The organism is Microbacterium sp. MYb45 (assembly GCF_002979655.1).
GTDB lineage: Bacteria > Actinomycetota > Actinomycetes > Actinomycetales > Microbacteriaceae > Microbacterium.
Window position 1 is genome coordinate 1,025,732 of record NZ_PCPG01000001.1, and the last position, 18,761, is coordinate 1,044,492.

17 protein-coding genes are annotated in these 18,761 nt (G+C 69.7%); 6 read left to right on the top strand and 11 right to left on the bottom strand.

From position 1 onward, the window contains the following. The first annotated feature begins 4 nt into the window (after nt 1–4). Entirely contained in the window at nt 5–736 is a 732-nt protein-coding gene (locus tag CQ034_RS04900) for an alpha/beta fold hydrolase (RefSeq protein WP_105710109.1), read from the top strand. Here CQ034_RS04900 and CQ034_RS04905 read toward each other — a convergent pair. Next, nucleotides 731–1,966: an MFS transporter gene (locus CQ034_RS04905; protein ID WP_105710110.1), complete on the bottom strand. Its 1,236-nt coding sequence runs from the start codon at nt 1,964–1,966 to the stop codon at nt 731–733. The two genes, CQ034_RS04900 and CQ034_RS04905, sit on opposite strands and share 6 nt — an antisense overlap. Further along, a complete protein-coding gene (locus CQ034_RS04910; RefSeq protein WP_105710111.1) occupies nt 1,963–3,333 on the bottom strand; it encodes a GH1 family beta-glucosidase in 1,371 nt (456 codons plus the stop codon). Before CQ034_RS04910 ends, CQ034_RS04905 begins: the two co-directional genes overlap by 4 nt. Nucleotides 3,334–3,555: 222 nt before the next feature. On the opposite strand from CQ034_RS04910, the gene rpsT reads away from it, so the two are divergent. Continuing rightward, nucleotides 3,556–3,816: a 30S ribosomal protein S20 gene (gene rpsT / locus CQ034_RS04915; protein WP_105710112.1), complete on the top strand. Its 261-nt coding sequence runs from the start codon at nt 3,556–3,558 to the stop codon at nt 3,814–3,816. Nucleotides 3,817–3,913: 97 nt separating this feature from the next. Here the strand turns inward: rpsT and holA are convergent, their stop codons facing one another. Genes holA through CQ034_RS04930 form a run of 3 tightly spaced genes read right to left on the bottom strand, consistent with a single transcriptional unit; the run spans nt 3,914 to nt 7,921 of the window. After that, nucleotides 3,914–4,954, bottom strand: a complete 1,041-nt coding sequence (gene holA, locus CQ034_RS04920; RefSeq protein WP_105710113.1) for a DNA polymerase III subunit delta — start codon at nt 4,952–4,954, stop codon at nt 3,914–3,916. A gap of 43 nt (nt 4,955–4,997) precedes the next feature. Continuing rightward, a complete protein-coding gene (locus CQ034_RS04925; RefSeq protein ID WP_258134055.1) occupies nt 4,998–7,328 on the bottom strand; it encodes a ComEC/Rec2 family competence protein in 2,331 nt (776 codons plus the stop codon). Next, on the bottom strand, nt 7,325–7,921 hold the full coding sequence (locus CQ034_RS04930) for a ComEA family DNA-binding protein (RefSeq protein ID WP_105710114.1): 597 nt from the start codon (nt 7,919–7,921) through the stop codon (nt 7,325–7,327). The genes CQ034_RS04925 and CQ034_RS04930 overlap by 4 nt, the downstream gene beginning before the upstream one ends. Nucleotides 7,922–8,102: 181 nt before the next feature. On the opposite strand from CQ034_RS04930, the gene CQ034_RS04935 reads away from it, so the two are divergent. Next, entirely contained in the window at nt 8,103–8,741 is a 639-nt protein-coding gene (locus CQ034_RS04935) for a phosphatase PAP2 family protein (protein ID WP_146114798.1), read from the top strand. 70 nt (nt 8,742–8,811) lie between these two features. Here the strand turns inward: CQ034_RS04935 and leuS are convergent, their stop codons facing one another. Further along, complete coding sequence (gene leuS, locus CQ034_RS04940; RefSeq protein WP_105710368.1) at nt 8,812–11,388, bottom strand: leucine--tRNA ligase; 2,577 nt, start codon at nt 11,386–11,388, stop codon at nt 8,812–8,814. Nucleotides 11,389–11,422: 34 nt separating this feature from the next. Further along, nucleotides 11,423–12,745 carry an anthranilate synthase component I family protein gene (locus CQ034_RS04945; protein WP_181156211.1) on the bottom strand — a complete coding sequence of 441 codons (1,323 nt, stop codon included), beginning with the start codon at nt 12,743–12,745 and terminating at the stop codon, nt 11,423–11,425. A gap of 41 nt (nt 12,746–12,786) precedes the next feature. Between CQ034_RS04945 and CQ034_RS04950 the strand changes: the two genes are divergently transcribed. The 3 genes from CQ034_RS04950 to CQ034_RS04960 are packed head-to-tail and all read left to right on the top strand — an operon-like array spanning nt 12,787 to nt 15,386. Continuing rightward, complete coding sequence (locus CQ034_RS04950) at nt 12,787–13,458, top strand: DedA family protein (RefSeq protein WP_105710116.1); 672 nt, start codon at nt 12,787–12,789, stop codon at nt 13,456–13,458. Between the two features lie 4 nt (nt 13,459–13,462). Then, entirely contained in the window at nt 13,463–14,488 is a 1,026-nt protein-coding gene (locus tag CQ034_RS04955; protein WP_029261689.1) for an App1 family protein, read from the top strand. Between the two features lie 16 nt (nt 14,489–14,504). After that, entirely contained in the window at nt 14,505–15,386 is an 882-nt protein-coding gene (locus CQ034_RS04960) for a 3-methyladenine DNA glycosylase (RefSeq protein ID WP_105710117.1), read from the top strand. 3 nt (nt 15,387–15,389) lie between these two features. Here the strand turns inward: CQ034_RS04960 and CQ034_RS04965 are convergent, their stop codons facing one another. The 4 genes from CQ034_RS04965 to CQ034_RS04980 are packed head-to-tail and all read right to left on the bottom strand — an operon-like array spanning nt 15,390 to nt 18,622. Beyond that, nucleotides 15,390–16,595, bottom strand: coding sequence for a glycoside hydrolase family 3 N-terminal domain-containing protein (locus CQ034_RS04965; RefSeq protein ID WP_258134056.1), 1,206 nt, complete (start codon nt 16,593–16,595; stop codon nt 15,390–15,392). Between the two features lie 26 nt (nt 16,596–16,621). After that, nucleotides 16,622–17,278, bottom strand: coding sequence for an SDR family oxidoreductase (locus tag CQ034_RS04970; protein ID WP_029261686.1), 657 nt, complete (start codon nt 17,276–17,278; stop codon nt 16,622–16,624). Between the two features lie 28 nt (nt 17,279–17,306). Further along, nucleotides 17,307–17,834, bottom strand: coding sequence for a hypothetical protein (locus CQ034_RS04975; protein ID WP_029261685.1), 528 nt, complete (start codon nt 17,832–17,834; stop codon nt 17,307–17,309). Next, nucleotides 17,831–18,622 carry a hypothetical protein gene (locus CQ034_RS04980; RefSeq protein WP_029261684.1) on the bottom strand — a complete coding sequence of 264 codons (792 nt, stop codon included), beginning with the start codon at nt 18,620–18,622 and terminating at the stop codon, nt 17,831–17,833. Before CQ034_RS04980 ends, CQ034_RS04975 begins: the two co-directional genes overlap by 4 nt. Between the last annotated feature and the right edge of the window lie 139 nt (nt 18,623–18,761).

An 18,761-nucleotide genomic window follows, 5' to 3' on the forward strand; every position in this document is an offset into this window, starting at 1 on the left:
ACGCGTGAGCGCACAGATCGTCCTCGTGCACGGCATCCGCACGTCCGCCACCATGTGGCGCGCGCAGCTCGCCTATCTGGAAGCGCACGGATACGCCGCCACAGCCGTCGACCTGCCGGGACACGGCACCCGGATGGGCGAGGACTTCACGCTCCATGAGGCGCTGCACACGATCGACGTCGCGGTTCGCGCTGCGGCGGAGAAGGGGCCCGTCGTGCTCGTCGGGCATTCGATGGGCGGGCTCCTCTGCCTCGCCTACGTCGGCGGCGCGGAGACGCCGCCGGTCGCCGGACTGGTCGCGGCCGCGTGCACCTCGCTCCCCTCCGGCGCGGGCCTGCGCGCCTATCGGCTCTTCGCGAGGGCCGTGGACTCGCTCCCCGACCGCGGGATGTGGCTCACCGCGCGGATGCTCGAGGCCACCATCCCCGCCGAGACGCGGTCGGACTTCGCCGCAGGCGGCTACGCACTCGACACACAGGATGCCGCGCTCCGCAGCCTCGCAGCCCTCGACGTCGCCGCCGCGGTCCCCCGCATCAAGATCCCCCTCTGGTTCGTGAACGGTCAGTACGACCAGCTGCGTCTGAACGAGACGCTCTTCCGTCGTCTCGCCTCACACGCCGAGCTGATCATCGTCCCCCGCACGACTCACCTGGTCACGGCCATGAGGCCGCGGATCTTCAACGCGGTGCTGCAGCTCGCGATCGCGACGGTGGAGCAGGACGCAGAGCCGTCATGAGCGCTTCGGCTCTCGCGCGAACGCCGTGAGCAGTCCCCCGACCAGGGACAGCACCGCCGCCGCGACGAACACCAGCCAGAACCCGCCGACCAGAGCGACCAGCGCGGCCCCGAGCACCGGTCCGATCAGCTGGCCGAGGGCGGCCGTGACGTTCACGATCCCGAGGTCACGCGCATGGTCCTGTTCATCCGGCAGCAGATCGGCCGCGAAGGCGAGTCCCACCGTCGAGAACGCGCCGTACCCGAGCCCCATCAGAGCCGCGGCCACCATCGTCATCTCGAACGTCGGCACCAGCGCGATCGCAACGCCCGATGCCGCCTGCACCACCGTGGCGGCGACCGCGAGCGTGCGCCGATTGCCCGTACGGTCGGAGACGAGACCGGTCACCACGGACGCGATCACCACAAAGACCGTGTACACGACGATGAGCAGTAGGAGGTTGTCCTGCGCGACGGCACTCGGCTGGCCGAGCCCGTGCAGGAGGAAGAACAGGAACAGCGCCGTCCCGAGTGCATTGCCGATGTTCGTCACCAGGCGACCGGAGAGCATCCAGGCGAAATCCCGGTCGCGCAGAGACGCCAGCCGACGGCGCCCCACCGTCTTCGGGCGCATCGCCTCGACACTCGGCGGGTCGGGCAGGAGCAGGGCGGCTGCCGATCCGATGACCGCGATCACGCCGGCGAGCAGCAGGTAGCCGTCGCGGATGCCGAGTCCGAGGAGAACGACGAGGCCGACGCCGAGCACGATGCCGACGGCCTGACTGGAACCGACCGCCGCGGAGGCCGCACCGCGCTGCGTGGACGGCAGCTGGTCGGCGATGAGAGCGGTGAAGGCGGCGGACGAGACCGCGACGCCGATCGACACACCCACCCACCCCGCGCCGACCGCCCAGGGACCTTCCGCGTATCCGGTCAGGACGAGGCAGACCGCGGTGACAAGAACGCCGCCGAGCGCCCAGGGACGGCGACGGTGGCGCCCCGCCGCCACACGATCGGAGAGCGCTCCGGCCGCGGGACCGGCGATGATGCCGGCGAGCCCGCCGATTCCGAGAACCAGACCGGAAGAGACGACGCCGCGGATCCAGTCGTCTTCCGGCGTGTCCAGCTGCAGGGGAAGGAGCAGCTGCACCGGCGTGAGCTGCACGGTCCAGATCGCGAGCCACGCCAGCGTGAAGAGCGACATCCATCGTGCTCCCGCTCGAACGGTGCGCGTACCGGTGACTTCGGTCATCTCCCCACCGCCGTCGCTGCCGCTGCGCGCGCACTCGCGATGACGTCGCGATACCAGTCGTAGGAGGCCTTGGGCGTCCGCTCCCGCGTCTCGAAGTCGACGTGGACGAGCCCGAACCGCTGGGTGTAGCCGTCGGCCCACTCCCAGTTGTCGAGCAGTGACCACACCGTGTACTCCTCCACGGGGACTCCGGCTGCCATCGCCTCCCCGACGGCGGCGAGGTGCCCGGCCAGATACGCGATCCGGTCCGTGTCGTCGACGCGGCCGGCGCGCGGCGGTTCCGGGAACGAGGCTCCGTTCTCACCGATGATGACCGGGGGAAGACGGGGGTGCCGGGCATGCAGGTCGACCAGGAGGTCGCGGAGGGCTCCGGGCACGATCGGCCACTCGGGACCGAAGCCGGTGACGGGAGCCCCGGGAGTGGGCACGATGTCGAAGGGGATGGGACTCCCCTCCTCTGCTGCCGTCACGGTCGTGGGGTTGTAGAAGTTGATGCCGTAGAAGTCGATCGAGCCGCCGATCTCCTCGAGGTCCCCGTCGCGCACCGGCATCGGCGGGAGGCCCAGCGACTCCAGGTCCGGGTAGGAGCCGGTGAGGAGCGGCTCGCTGAAGACCCGATTGTGGATCAGGTCGTAGAGCGCGGCCGCCTGGTGGTCGTCGGCTGTGTCGTGCAGCGGAAGCACCCACGTGTGGTTGTTCGCGAGCCCGACGGCGGAGGCGCCTCGCTCCCGCAGCACGGAGGCAGCGCGGGCATGGGCGAGCAGCTGGTGGTGGGCGGTCGGCAGCGCGCCGAAGAGCAGCTGTCTCCCCGGCGCGAGTGCGCCGACCGCGTATCCCTGCAACGTCGTCATGGCCGGCTCGTTGAGGGTGTACCACTGCCGCACGCGATCACCGAGGCGGTCGGCCACGATCGTCACGTAGTCGGCGAAGCGCTCGGCGGTGTCGCGCTCGAGCCAGCCGCCGTCGGCCTCTACCGCACTCGGCATCTCCCAGTGGAAGAGGGTCGGGAACGGAGCGACCCCCGCCTCCAGCAGAAGGTCGACCAGCCGCGAGTAGTGGTCGAGGGCGGTCTTGTCACCGTCACCTCTGCCGTCCGGCTGCACGCGCGCCCACGGAATGGAGAACCGATAGCGGTCGAGCCCCAACCCGGCCGCGAGAGCCACATCCGCCTCGGGATGCCGATAGCTGTCGCATGCCGGGTCTGCCGTCGATCCGTCGATGATCGCGCCGGGCCTCTCGAGGAAGTCGTCCCAGATGGAGCGTCCCGTACTTCCCGTCGGACGCGATCCCTCGATCTGGAAGGCGGAGGTCGCGGCGGACCAGCGAAGGCCTGCGGGCACGGACGGAGGAACGCGTTCGGGGGTCATATGGCTCCTTGACAGCGGTGTCGGGATAGTGATGATTCTGCACCCAGTACCATGAGATCCGCGACGGAGTTTCGCAATCCGTCGGCCGTTTCGCGTCTGCACCCCCTCTGCTGGTAGACTCGGCTCTTGGCTTGCGTGTGGGTTCTTCCCTCACGACCGCCGTGCAGCAGCCCTCTTCTGCTGCCGGCATTCCGAACACTCCTGTACAGAAAGCGTCCACACGTGGCAAACATCAAGTCGCAGATCAAGCGCAACAAGACCAACGAGAAGGCGCGCGAGCGTAACAAGGCCGTGAAGAGCGAGCTCAAGACGGTCATCCGCACGACTCGCACGGCAGTCACCGCCGGCGACAAGGCCGCAGCCGAGGCCGGCCTGAAGAAGGCCGCCGTCAAGATCGACAAGGCCGTCAGCAAGGGTGTCCTGCACAAGAACCAGGCGTCGAACCGCAAGTCGGCTCTCGCCAAGCAGGTCGCTTCTCTCTGAGCTGAAGCTTCTGAGAAAGGCCCGTCCCGTCTTCGGGGCGGGCCTTCTTCGTTCTTCGGCAGTGATCCGCGGCGTTCCGCGGCGTGAGGACGCGTGACTACTCCTCGCCGAACGGTCGACGAGTGGCGATCACCGTGACCATACGCTCGAGCGCGAAGATCGGATCGCGGGCGGCACCCTTGACCTCACCGTCGGCGCGCGCTGTGGCCTGGATCGCCATTCCGAGCGAACGCTCGTTCCACCCGCCGAGGTCACGGCGGGCACGGTCGACCTGCCAGTCCTTCATACCCAGGCGCTGGGCGAGCTGGCGGCTCGGTTCGCGGTTTCCGGCGACCCGCGCCATGGTGCGGAGCTTCATCGCGAAGGCTGCGACCATCGGCACCGGATCAGCACCGGATGACAGTGCGTGGCGGAGCGCGACCAGCGCCTCACCGTAGCGGCCGGCGATCGCCGTGTCGGCCACGACGAATGCCGACACTTCGACGCGCCCGCCGTAGTACTTGGTGACGACTTCTTCGGAGATGTCGCCCTCGACGTCTCCGATGAGCTGCTGGCAGGCCGCCGCCAGCTCGGTGAGGTCATCGGCGAACGCGGAGACCAGCGCACGGAGCGCCGCCGGCGCGATGCGCTTCTTGGCGGTGCGGAACTCCCCCGCTGCGAAGTCGACCCGGTCGCCGTCGCGCTTGATCGCCGGGCAGGCGATCTCGATGCCTCCACCGGTGCCGGCGCGGACCGCATCGAGCAGCTTCTTGCCGCGCACGCTCGCCCCCGTGTGCCGGAGGATGACGGTCGCCCCCTCCTGCGGGTTGTCGAGGTACGACACCGCTTCCTGGATGAAAGCATCGGAGCACTTCTCCACGCCCGAGACACGCACCAGGCGTGGTTCGCCGAAAAGGGACGGGGAGGTGAGGGACAGCAGCGTTCCCGGCGCGTAGTCGTCGGCGCGCACATCGCTGACCTCGAGAGCGGGGTCTTCGGCGCGGAGATAGTCGCGGACGCCGGCGATCGCCCGCTCGGCGCACACCTCTTCCGGCCCGGAGACGAGCACGAGCGGAGCGGGACGAGGCTCTCGCCAGGAGACCTGGGGGACCTTCGTGGGTTTCGCACCACCGCGGGAAGGGGGACGCGAAGCTGCCATGGATCCAGACTACCGGCGGTCACCGACACCGCTGCCCGCTCGCTCATGGTGCAACCTTCTCCGTCCACACCTGCAGCTCGCTGTCGCCGGTGCCGAGGAGGATGCGTCCCTGCCGATCGGTGCGCAGCGCCTGCGCCCCGGTCGCCGACAGAAGGTCGAGTGTCTCGATGCGCGGGTGGCCGTAGTCGTTGTCCGCTCCCACGCTGAACAGCGCCACGCGAGCCTGCACGGCCTCATAGAGACCCGCATCCTGGTCCGCGCTGCCGTGATGGGCGACTTTGACGACGTCGTAGTGACCCAGCCGAGCCGTGCGGAGCAGCATCCGCTGGGGTGCCGCCGAGAGGTCGCCGAGGTAGAGCGAACGGGGCACTCCTCCCCCATCGAACTCCATCACCACGCTCGCGTCGTTGCCCGCCGGAAAGGCGGCCGAACCCCGCACCGGCCACAGCACTCGCCACGCGGCATCGCCGAGGTCGCCGCGTTGGCCTGCCCACGCCTCGTCGACCTGTGCACCCGAGGCGGCGAGGTCGGCGAGGAGACGTCGTTCGTCCTCCTCGAGCGCCGGCCCGTGGAGGACCGCGCCCACCCGTCCCTGCACCGCGGCGACACCGCCGACATGGTCGAGGTCGAAGTGCGTGAGGACGAGCAGGTCGATGTGTCCGATGCCGAGAGACCGCAGACACGCCGCCAGCGGCTCCGGGGCGGGCCCCGTGTCGATCAGCGCCACTCTCGCCGCCGAGCGCACGAGCAGCGCATCGCCCTGTCCGACGTCGCATGCGGCGATCGCCCACCCCTCCGGCGTCGTCGCCGTGGCGAGCGGTCCGTCGAGGACCACACGGGCGCCGGCGAGCGAGAGTACGACGATCAGAACCGCGGCTGCGGCTCGCTGCACAATGAGTCCTCCACGCCCGGTCGCAGCTCCCCTGCTCTGGGGGCCGGACCTGATGACGACGACCGCGATACACGCGCTCACGAGAGCCACGAGCAGTGCGCTGCCGATCCCTGCGGGCAACAACAACTGTGCGCCCGGCAGGCGAGCGGTCGTCGTCGCCGTCGTCGCGATCCAGGCGGCCGGCAGCCAGGCCGACGACGCCAGCAGATCAGCGAGACCCGGCAGCGGAGCGGCCAAACATGCCAGCATCCCGACCACGGTGGCGATGGGCGCCGCAGGAGCCGCGATGATGTTCGCGGCGATGCCGATGAGCGACTGCTGCTCGGCGAACAGGGCGATGATCGGGCCGCAGGCCAGCTGCGCGGCGAAAGGGACGGCCAGAGCGAGAGCCACCGGTCCGGGCATGATCCGGCCGAACCCCCGCGCGAGTGGAGGCGCGAGCAGGATCAGCGCTCCGGAGGCCGCGACCGAGAGCGCGAATCCCGGGGTGGCGGCCAGCCAGGGGTCGACGAGAAGGATGCCCGCCGCGCACAGCGAGAGCATGCCGGCTCCGGCACTCGGTTTGCCCAGAAGTAGGGTGAGCATCCCGACGGCCGCCATGACCGCCGCACGGATCACACTCGGCTCCGGCGTGACGAGGACGACAAACCCGGCAAGCCCCACGACAGCGAGGACGACCCGCAGCATTCGCCCCGCACCGCACAGGGCGGCGATCCAGAAGATCCCGCCGACGACGATCGCACAGTTCGCCCCGCTCACCGCGGTGAGGTGACTGAGACCGCTCGTGCGCATGTCGTCGTTCAGCTCGATCGACACCGCCCGGGTATCCCCCACGGCCAGGCCGGGAAGCAGGCCGGCGCCGGGCTCGGGAAGCCGCAGGGAGCGCTCGACGAAGGCGTGCTTGAGCGCCGCTGCGACGCCGAACACTCCGGAGGCGGGTTCGACGACCTCGGCATCGTTCGCGAAGACGACGAGCGCCGATCGCTCGCCCGAATCGGTGGCGGCGGCCTCCCCGATGACGCGGATGCGCGCGCCGAGGTCGAACCCGTCGCCCGGGTCCACTCCGATGCGCACGGGCACGGGCGCCGACGCCCCGCTCGCACGCCCCGGCGGTCCGAGCGTCGTGGTGGTCGCCTCGAACCAGAGCCGCCCGTCGCGCCCCACCGACGCCGAGGAGGTGATCTCCCCTGTGGCCTCCACCACGCGGCCGTCCCAGGACATCGCCTGCTCCCGTGCGGGGAGGGCGAACCCGACCGTCAAGGCCGCGGCCGCGGCTCCCGCGAGAAGCACGACGGCCAGACCGCCGGTCAGCCGCGAGACCCAGGTTCGCGGGCACCGGACGAGCAGCATCAGCACCAGACTCGCCACGAGACCGCAGGCGGCCGCACACCACCAGGCCGCCTCGGGTATCAGTACGCAGAGCATGGCGGTGCCCCAGACAGCCAGCGCGAGAGGGAGGAGACGGAGGTCGCGCGCCTTCACACCCTGACTCCGTCGCGCAGGCCAGCGAGCAGCTTCTCGCCGATGCCGGGAACCGCGAGCAGGTCGTCCACCGATCCGAAGCGTCCGTTCTCGTCGCGCCAGGCGATGATCCGCTCCGCCAGCGCCGGACCGATGCGCGGCAGCGTCTCCAGAGCGGCCTGATCCGCGGTGTTGAGGTCGATGCGGTCGTCACCCGGCGGACCCGCTCCCGGCGCATCGGTCGCCGCCCCCACGGCCGGGACGATGATCTGCTCGCCGTCTTCGAGGAGCCTCGCGAGGTTGACCGCCGCCAGGTCGGCATCATCAGTGGCTCCCCCGGCCGCTGCCAGCGCATCGACGAGGCGGGCGTCCAGGTCCAGCACGTAGATACCCGGACGGGCGACCGAACCCAGCACGTGCACGTACAGCTCACCGGGCGCGCCGGCGGCCGTCGCGGCTTCCGTCAACGGTACGGATGCGGTCGGCGCGGCCTGGCCGCGGAGGATGCCGAGGCCGACGGCGGCGGACAGCACCACGAGTGCGAGAACCACCCCGGCGCCGATGCTCAGACGCAGTCGACGCCGCGGCGGAGGTGGTGCCTGGGGAGATGCCATCCGGCCACGCTAGGTGGGTGAATCGGGCTTCCCGGGCGCCGGACACCTGAGCCGTGGACAACCTCCGCGCTCTGGCAACGGTGCAGAGAAGCACTATCCCGCGCATCTCCACCGCACGGCGGACCCGGCTACATCCTCCGACCGATGCTCACCCGAGCCCACTGTCCGTAGCGTCGTGAGCATGCCCTCCACTCGTCTGTCCGTGCGCTCCGTCCTGCCCCTGGGCATCGCCTCGGCACTCGCCGCCCTCCTGTTGATCGTCCCGTTGCCGGGGAGCCTCAGCGTGGTCGGCACCCGATGGCTCAGCTCTGCAGGCTCGGCCGTCCCCGCGGTCGAGCTGATCTCCGAAGCGGGGCTCCTCCTGCTCGCCGCCGCCACGGCAGCGGTCATGGCTCGTGCATGGTGGAACCACCATGAACGACGCGTGCACATCGCAGCCTCCGCCGTCGGCGTGGTCCTGGCCTACCTCTTGAGCGAGGGCGGAAAGCTGCTCTTCGCCCAGGCGCGTCCGTGCGCGGTCTGGCAGATCGCCGGTGAGTGCCCGCCACCCGGAGACTGGTCGTTGCCCTCGAACCACGCGACCCTCGCATTCGGCGCTGCTGCGGTGATCGCCATCACCCTCGGACGGTCGTGGCTCACATGGTCGGCGATCGCGCTCGCCTCCGTCGTCGCCGTCGGGCGCGTCTCGCAGGGCGTCCACTACGTCCATGACGTCGCCCTCGGAGCGATCCTCGGCGTGGCCGTCCCGCTTCTCGTCGTCATCGGCATCGAGGCGATCATGCGCGTCGCTCAGGCCCGCAGAGCAGCGCGAAGGGGATGACGGCGACAGCCCCTGGCGCTCACGAGAGCGAGCACCAGGGGCCGGAAGCAGTCCGTGCGGTGAGAGCCGATCAGCCCTTCACGACGATGCTGACGATCTTGGGCGCGCGCACGACGACCTTGACGATCTCGCGGTCACCGATCGAACGGATCACGCGCTCGTCCGCGCGAGCCAGCGCTTCGAGCTCACTCTCGCCGATGCGCGCCGAGACCTCGAGCTGTGCGCGGACCTTGCCGCCCACCTGCACGACGGCGGTGATCGTGTCCTCGACCAGCAACGCCGGATCGGCGGACCGCCATGGCACCAGGCCGACGGAGGGCTCGTGACCGAGGATCTCCCACACCTCTTCGGCGGTGTGCGGGGCGAACAGGTCGAGCATCACGGCGATCGTCTCGGCGGCCTCACGCACGGCGGGATCGGCGGCACCGGCAGCACCGTCGATCGTCTTGCGGGTGAGGTTCACCAGCTCCATGAGGCGGGCGACCAGCACGTTGAACTTGGTCTGCTCCACGAGAGCCGGGGCCTCGGCGAGCAGCTTGTGCGTCGCGCGGCGCAGTGCGGGGTTCCCGCCGTCGAACACGACGTCGACCGGACTCGCGACGTCGCCGGCGATCCGCAGCACGCGGGCCAGGAACTTCTGCGCCCCGGCTGTGGAGACGTCCTCCCAGTTGATGTCATCCTCCACCGGGCCTGCGAAGGCCAGAGCGACACGGACGACATCGGCACCGGGGTCGATCATGCTCGACGAGAACTCGACCAGATTGCCCTTGCTCTTCGACATCTTCGATCCGTCGAGAAGAACCATGCCCTGGTTGATCAGCGTCGTGAAGGGCTCGGTGAAATCGATCAGCCCCATGTCGAACAGGACCTTCGTGATGAAGCGCGCGTACAGCAGGTGCAGGATCGCGTGCTCGACACCACCGATGTACGAGTCGACAGGAGCCCACCGGTCGGCCTGAGCCGGGTCGAATGCGACGGTGTCGCTGTTCGGCGACAGGAAGCGCAGGAAATACCAGGAGCTGTCGACGAAAGTGTCCATGGTGTCGGTGTCGCGCAGCACCGGGTCACCGGTCCCGGGGGCCGTGGTGCGCACCCAGCGCTCCGCCGCCCCGAGCGGCGAGGTGCCCTTGGGCGAGAGGTCGAGACCTTCCACACTGGGCAGCTTCACCGGCAGCTGGTCTTCGGGAACCGGGATGATGTCCCCGTCCTCGGTGTGCAGCATCGGGATGGGAGTGCCCCAGAAGCGCTGACGCGAGATCAGCCAGTCGCGCAGGCGGTAGTTCTTCGCCGCGCGTCCGGTGCCGGATGCCTCCAGCTGCTCGATCGCACGCGCGATCGCGTTGCGCTTGGACAGTCCGTTCAGCGCACCCGAGTTGATCATGCGGCCTTCGCCGGTCAGGGCGATGCCGGTGGATGCGGGGTTCTGCTCGTCGAAAGCGGCGCCGGTGTCGATCGGCACCCCTTCGTCGTCGACCTCGATCACGGGCATCGCGCCCGTGACGGGAGCCGTCGTGTCGACGACGACCTTGACCGGCAGGTCGAACGCGCGGGCGAAGTCCAGGTCGCGCTGATCGTGGGCGGGCACGGCCATGACGGCGCCGTGGCCGTAATCGGCGAGGACGTAGTCGGCTGCCCACACCGGGAGCTTCTCGCCGTTGACCGGGTTGATCGCGTAGCGCTCGAGGAAGACACCGGTCTTCGGGCGGTCCGTGGACTGCCGGGCGATGTCCGTCTCCTTCTGCACCTGCTCCAGGTAGGTGCGGAAGCGCTGGCGCACCTCGTCCGGCGCATCCGCCGCCAGCTCGGACGCCAGATCGGAATCGGGGGCGACGACGAAGAAGGTGGCTCCGTGCAGCGTGTCGGGGCGCGTCGAGAAGACGGTGACCGGCTCTTCGCGACCCTCGATGACGAAGTCGACATCCGCACCGACCGAGCGTCCGATCCAGTTGCGCTGCATCTGCAGCACCTTGTGCGGCCAGAAGCCCTCGAGCTGGTTGAGGTCGTCGAGCAGACGGTCGGCGTAGTCGGTGATGCGGAAGTACCACTGCGTGAGCTTCTTCTTGATGACCTCGGCACCGCAGCGCTCGCAGCGACCGTCGACGACCTGCTCGTTGGCCAGCACGGTCTGGTCGTTGGGGCACCAGTTGACCGGGCTCTTCTTGCGATAGGCCAGCCCACGCTCATAGAGCTTCAGGAACAGCCACTGGTTCCAGCGGTAGTACTCGGGGTCGGACGTGTGGAGGACGCGCGTCCAGTCGTAGGAGGTGCCGAACTCCTTCAGGCTCTGCTTCTGCTGATCGATGTTCGCGTAGGTCCACTCCCGAGGGTCGGCACCGCGCTTGATCGCCGCGTTCTCCGCGGGCAGGCCGAAGGAGTCCCAGCCGATCGGGTTGAGCACGTTGTGCCCGCGGTGACGCCAGAACCGGGCCACCATGTCGACGTACGCGTAGTTCTCGGCGTGCCCCATGTGCATGTCACCGGACGGGTAGGGGAACATCCCGAGCACGTACTTGCGCGGGCGGGTGTCTTCCTCCCCGCCGGTGAGGAACGTGCCGTTCTCCGCCCAGTACTTCTGCCACTTCGTCTGGATGGCGTGCGCCGACGGAGTCTCGTCATCGGCGGGAGCGGTGGACAGGTTCTCAGACAACGAACGCACGACCAATCTGAAGGAAAAAGCGGGATCAGTTCAGGATATCGGAACGCCAGACCCCCGGCATTTCCGCACCGAGCGCGGCGAGGGGAGCTCGCGCCTTGGTCGCGACCTCGGCGACTTCGGATGCGGCGACCGATCCCCAGGTGATGCCTCCGCCCGCGCCGACGACCGCCTGGTGGCCATCGATCAGGATGCTGCGGATGACCATGGCGAGGTCGAGCACGCCGTCCGCCCCGATGTACCCGAAGCAGCCGGCGTAGACGCCGCGCGGCCCGCCTTCCAGCTCGTGCAGTCTCGTCATCGCGGAGAGCTTGGGGGCACCCGTCATGCTGCCGGCGGGAAAGGCCGCGTCGAGCAGCGAACCGACGGCCGTCCCGGCCGCGGCGACACCGCTCACGGTGCTCACGAGCTGGTGCACGGCCGGGTAGCTCTCGACCACCCACAGTCCGTCGACGCGGATGCTCCCCGGCTCGCACACGCGGGAGAGGTCGTTGCGCATCAGATCGACGATCATGACGTTCTCCGCGCGCTCCTTGCGATCCGCCGCGAGTTCTGCGGCCAGCGCGGCATCCTTCTCCGGGTCCGCACCGCGGGGCCGGGTGCCCTTGATGGGGCGGGTGCGGATGACACCCCCCTCGGCGTGGAGGAACTGCTCGGGGCTGGCGCTCAACAGGGTACGGCCGCCGATGCGGACGAAGCCGCCGTGGTGCGCGGGCGTCGCAGCGCGCAGGCGACGGTACACCTCGACGTCATCATGTGCCCCGGCCACTGTGAACCGCGTCGTCAGGCACAGCTGGTACGCGATGCCGGCGCGGATCAGGTCGCGGCAGCGTTCGATGAGCACGGCGTACTCGTGCGGATCGTGGCGCGCTTCGGCGACGCGACGCGCACCGTCGGGGACCTTCAGGGGGACCGTGTCGTCCGCCGGCTGCGGGACGGCGGAGACTTCCGCTGTCCACGAGGGGAGCTCGTCGTCGGCGCTGAGCACCCAGGTGCGCCGCGCGGCATGGTCGAACGCGACGACATGTGTGGCGCGCAGCCAGGAGCCGCCGGGCTCGTCGACGGGCCCACTCACCGGGGCGCCGGCGGCCGCGGCACCGGACTCATAGTCGAGCCAGCCGACCCACCCACCGGAGAAGGGCGGACGGGTGCGATCGGTCGGAGCCGCATCCAGTGCCACATCCCGCGGCAGCGACGACGGCTCCCCCGTGCCGACGAAGCTCCACACCTGCGCGGCATCCGCGCCGGCGTCGAGCCAGAAGACATCGGCGACGCGCGCTTCGAGCATCCGGAACACGGCCCACGGCTCCACCCAGGAGGAAAGGGGGCGAGCGGTCAGCTGTTCGGGCACCTTTCCAGCCTAGGACCGGGTCGCTCCCGTATTCTCATGACGTGGACGACCTCCTGCTCTGGCTCCTCGACACCGTGCAGTCGATCGATCCGATCACGCGCACACTGGTCGCGGGGCTCGCCGTCATGCTGGAGACCAGCATCCTGATCGGCCTCATCGTCCCCGGAGACACCATCGTCATCATCGCCTCGATGGGCGTCGCCACCGCGTGGGAGGGCATCGCGATGGGCGTCGCCGTCGTGATCGGAGCGCTGATCGGCGAGAGCGTCGGATTCTGGCTCGGACGCTGGCTCGGCCCGCACATCCGCGTGTCGTGGCTCGGCCGCAGGATCGGCGAGCACAACTGGGTCCGTGCCGAGAACTATCTCGAACGCCGCGGCGGCATCGCGATCTTCCTGTCCCGGTTCCTCCCGGTGCTGCACTCCCTCGTGCCCCTCACCGTCGGCATGAGCGAGTACCCGTATCGCAAGTTCCTGGCCTGGACCGCTCCGGCGTGCGTGCTCTGGGCGACCGCGTACGTGAGCGTGACCTCCCTCGCGGCCGGCAGCTTCCGCGAACTCGTCGATCGCGTGCACTTCGCCGGCTACATCTTCGTCGGCGTCATCGCGCTGTTCCTGCTCCTCGCATTCCTCGGCAAGAAGCTGCTGCAGCGGCTCGAAGCCCGCCATCAGGAGGCCCCGGAGTCGGCAGCCGACTCCGACGTGAAAGACTGAGTCAATGGCATCGGCTCCCCCAGCCCCCCGGATCCACTGGTTCGCCCGACTCGAGCATCGCCTCCATGTCTGGCGTGAAGGTCGTGCGCGCCGTCGTGGCCGTGTCGCCACGATCCTCCCGTTCCCCGGCTACGGCGGTCCGGGCTGGGTGCGGGTCGTGGGTCGAGTGCTGATCGTGCCCCCGCAGCGTCGCACCCGCGACGGCGAGCCGGCGAGCGTGCGCGGCTGGCGCAGCTTCGTCGGGATCCCGGTCGGGTACGCGACCGTGACCGTGCATGTCGGCGAGACGACGCATCAGCTGGTCGCCGATCGCGGTGGCGTGGTCGATGCGAAGATCCCCGTCGACCTGGAGCCCGGCTGGCAGAACTTCATGATCTCGGTCGAGGGGCAGGAGCCCGTCGAAGCCGGCGCCTTCATCGTCGCCAAGGACACCACGTTCGGCGTCGTGTCCGATGTCGACGACACCGTGATGGTCACGGCCCTGCCGCGTCCGTTCATCGCCTTCTGGAACTCCTTCGTGCTCGATGAGCATGCCCGCCTCCCCGTGCCCGGAATGGCCGTGCTGCTCGACCAGCTGCTGCGACAGCACCCCGGAGCACCGATGGTGTACCTGTCGACCGGTGCGTGGAACGTCGCTCCGACCCTCTGGCGCTTCCTCGGTCGCCACCTCTTCCCGGCGGGGTCGATGCTGTTGACCGACTGGGGCCCGACGCATGAGCGCTGGTTCCGCAGCGGGCGTGAGCACAAGCTCACCAACCTGCGCCGGCTCGCGGCGGAATTCCCCGACGTGAAGTGGTTGCTGATCGGCGATGACGGCCAGCACGACGAATCCATCTACTCGCAGTTCATGGACGAGCATCCCGATTCGGTCGCCGGGGTCGCCATCCGGCGCCTGCTGCCCGCAGAAGCCGTGCTCGCCGGCGGTCGTGCCGGCCGAGAGCCGCATTCCGAAGACGTGGCACCGTGGGTGAGCGCCGAAGACGGCGCCGGGCTCCGCGACCTCCTCGGCGAAGCCGGCATCCTGCACTGACGAGACCAGGCCAGACATGCACACGCTGATCGAGAGGGCGCTCCCCCGCGAAGAATGGCTCACCCGTGAGCAGGCGCATCACGAGCGCGCCGACGCGCTGACCGCCGCGCATCGCGAGCGCTCCTCCCGATCCGAGAAGCACCCCGTGTGGGACTTCCTGTTCACGTACTACTCGTACAAGCCGGCACAGCTTCGGCGCTGGCACCCGGGAGCCGATGTCGAGCTGCAGGATGCGCCCGAACGTCTCTCGTGGCGCTGGTATTCGCCGGGCGAGAGCGAAGGCGGCGTCGTGCCCGACCCCCGATCCTTCGCGCAGGAGAAGGCGGAGCTCGCCGCGCTCGTGGAGCGGATGCTGCGCCGCACGGCGTCGCGCCCCGGCCAGTTCGGCTGCTTCGGCCTGCACGAGTGGGCGATGGTGTACCAGGCGGACGAGCACCGTCACGCGGTGCCGCTGCGTCTGGGACGGGCGGGCACGGATGCGGTCGTCGAGAGTCATGATCTGCGCTGCACGCACTTCGACGCGTTCCGGTTCTTCACCCCGGAGGCGGTCCCCCGCAATCGCACGCCCCTGAGCCGCGAGGACCAGCCGCTGTTCGAGCAACCGGGGTGTCTGCACGCGGGGATGGACCTCTACAAGTGGGCGACGAAGCTCGGGCCCCTCATCCCCGGCGAACTCCTCCTCGACTCGTTCGAGCTGGCGCGTGACATCCGGCTGCTGGACATGGAGGCCGCGCCGTACGATCTCTCGGCGTGGGATGTCACCCCCGTCCGCATCGAGACGCCGGAGGGCAAGGCGGAGTATGTGCGCCGGCAGCGCGTCTTCGCCGAACGCGGCACCGCGCTGCGCAGGGCTCTGCTGGACGCGTGGCTCGGCGACGGCACACGAGAAGCGGCCTGAGCGTCACTCCGCCTGTTCGCAGTCGGCGCAGAGCGTCCATCGCGCCGACGCCGCGGACAGTTGGGTTCGCAACGTGAGCACCCGCGTCGCCGCTTCTTCGAGCCGCTCCTTCGGCAGAGTGCCGGCTTCGACCGCCGCCGCGATCCCGGCCGCCATCTTGCCCGCGGTCTGCGCATCGGAGCCCGCGATCATCAGCACCAGGTCGTTGCCGGCGGCGATCGCGGCGACACCGTTGGCGACGGGATCCGCGTAGGCGGGATTCCCCGACGACAGCAGCATCCCGAGGTCGTCGGTCACCGCCACCCCCTCGAAGCCGAGTTCCTCCCTGGCGATCTCGTGCCACTTCGCCGAGAGGGAGGCTGGCAGGGTGTCCACTGCCGTGTAGGCGAGATGCCCGTACATGAGGAGAGATGCTCCGGCATCGATGCCAGCCGCGAACGGGACAGCCTCCGTACTGCGCCATTCGTCGAGCCCCATGCTCGTGCTCGGGATCGCGGAATGCGAGTCTCCGGGGGCTGCGCCGTGTCCGGGGAAGTGCTTGAGCGTCGAAGCGACGAACTGCTCCTGCGCGGTGGTGGCGGCCGACACGCGATCCGCGGCGCTCGCGGGATCGGTGCCGAGCGCGCGACCGTAGATGAAGGTTCCCGAGTCGGCCGTGAAGTCGGCCACGGTGCCGAAGTTCACCGTGATCCCCGCGCGGGCCACCAGCGACCCTCGAGCCGTGAACGCCGCCGAGGTGGCGTCGACCGGCTGCCGCTTCAGCGTGGTGGAGGCCGCGTACTCATCGCCGTGCAGACGCGAGACGATCCCGCCCTCCTGGTCGACAGCGATCAGCGGCGGCAACGCGGGATCGATGGTCATCGCGGCGGTGAGGGCCTGCAGCTGGGACTCCGAGTCGGGGATGTTCGCTCCCATGAGGATGAACCCGCCGAGACCGGAACTCATGTATGCCCGGAGCGCGGCGGGATCCGTTCCCGACACGTGCCCCATGACCACGGCGGAGGCCTGCTCGGCCACCGACATCTCCTTGACGAGAGCGGTCGCATGCGCGGCCGGGCCGGTTGGCTCCGCGACCGGGGAGACCGCGGCGGAGGTGCGGGAGGCAGCCGTCGACGGGACGGTCGAAGCGCCGGCGGCCGGTGAGGCGCACAGTGCCGCCGTCGCGACGACCGCCAGCGCTCCTGCGGCCCAGCGACGGTATCGGGACATGACGGGTCCGGTGCGGTGTGGACGCGTCAGCAGCCGAGCGCCTCGGTGATCGGCACCGCCGTGGCGGCGTCGCCGTTGCCGAAACGGATCGTGCGCCCGATGGTGCACGGTCCGTGGAGCGATGCGGCGATGACCCCGGCGACGTCTGCCCGCGACACGGCTCCGCTGCCCGCTGGGTCGATCTGGATCCGCGCGGTCGGCTCGTCGAACGTGAGCGTGCCGGGAGCGAGGATCGTGCCTTCCAACCCGCTGCCGCGCAGATGCTCGTCGGCCGCCCACTTCGCATCCGCGTACGGGAAGAAGGAGTCGCCCTCCGGGACACCGTGATCGGCCGTGGATCCGAGCCACGACACCATCACGTAGCGGCGGACGCCCGCCCGCTCGGCCGCATCCATCGATCGCTGAGCGGCGTCACGATCCACCGCGTACGTGCGCTCCGGTGATCCGCCACCGGCACCGGCCGACCACACGACCGCGTCGTGCCCGCGGATGATCTCGGCGAGCTCGTCCACGTCGAGATTCTCGATATCCGCGACGAGGGCCTCGGCCCCCGTCGCTTCGACATCGGAGGCGTGCTCCGGGTTGCGGATCACGCCGGTGACCTCATCACCGCGAGCGACGAGCAGTGGCGCGAGCAGAAGGGCGATGCGGCCGTGGCCGCCGAAGACGATGATGCGCGACATACCCTCACCCTACGCGCCCCCTCCGACCTCAGCGCGGGGTCTGGTCGCTGTCGATCACGAACGCCTGCGGATGGCTCGGCAGGTAGCGGACGACCACCGGCTCGCCGCTCGTCAGGTAGACGTCGCGGTCCGGGTACACGGCGGGCGTGAAGAAGTTGCTCTCCAGCGTGTACTCGACGCCCTCGGCGGTCGTGAAGGTCACCCAGTCCCCCTCCAGTGTGCCGGTGGTCGGGCGGCCGTTGTCGTAGATGTAGGCCCGGGTCACGGGCACTCCGGTGAGGCTGAGGATCCCGATCACGAGCGATCCGACCATGACCAGCGCCAGCACGCGGGCACCGATACGAACGACGCCGGCCCAGACCCGACCTCGCGGGTGCTCCGTGGGGTGCAGGAGGCCCTCCCGCTCCCGGATGCTCCGCAGCGCCTCACCCGGAACCGCACCCCGCGCCGACAGCGCGAACAGCCCGAGGGTCGAGAACCCCGCGATGAAGACCATGGCGTATCCGTGAGAGGCCGGGAAGTTCACCAGCCAGACGAGGGTGTCCATCGGGTTCATCGTGCCGTCTCCTTCTCGATGGTCACCGCGACGGTCTGCGGGTCCTCCCGGCGGTAGAACGCCCATACGGGAGCTCCCACCTGGAGATGCGGGATCGCCTGGGGGTAGACGAACACGGTCGTGTCGGCCTCCCACGTCGCCGCTCCTTCGGGTGCCATGAGCACGCGCAGCGCGAGTTCGCTCTGCCCTTCGCGACGTCGGCCCGTCGGCCGCACCTCGAGCACGGACGCGGGCACCTGTGTTCCGCTGGTGCGCGCCCGCACCTGGCGGGGGTCGATCAACCCACGATCGATGCGCCACTGCAGCATCGCGTCGCGCACAGCGGGGTCGCTGAGGTCCGCGAGCTCGACCGTGTCCTGGTCGGTCACGCTGTAGCGCACCGGGACCGGAAGCCCCACCTGGAGCGTCGCGAGATCCGTGGGCTGCACGAGCGTACGGAGCTGCCCGATGAAGTCATCGGCCGCACCCGGGTTCACGCGGATGAAGAGGTCGTACTGCGGCACATCGTTGACCGTCATCCCGGTGCGGGTGACCTCGACGATCGTGCCGACCCCGATCTGCGCCTCACCGCGCGGGGTCCTGCGACGCGCCAGGCCCGACAGCATCCCGCCGAACGTCAGCAGCAGGCCCCACGCGACGCCGATGATGATCGGGCCGCCGAGGGTGTCCTCACCGGCGAACGGGAGGATCGAGTGACGCTGATCCACGCCGAACAGCCCTTCGCCGACCCAGATGACGAGCCAGGCGGAGAGCAGCAGCCAGACGACGAGGAACACGATGCGGAGCATGCTGTTCAGCGTAGCCAGGCACCGGTCTCCGCCCGAACACGGATCCGTGTGCCGGGTCCCTCGTACGGCGGCACCGGGTCCTCTACACTCGGGTCAACGATGCCGACCCGAACGGTATCCCTCCCGACAGCAGGACGAC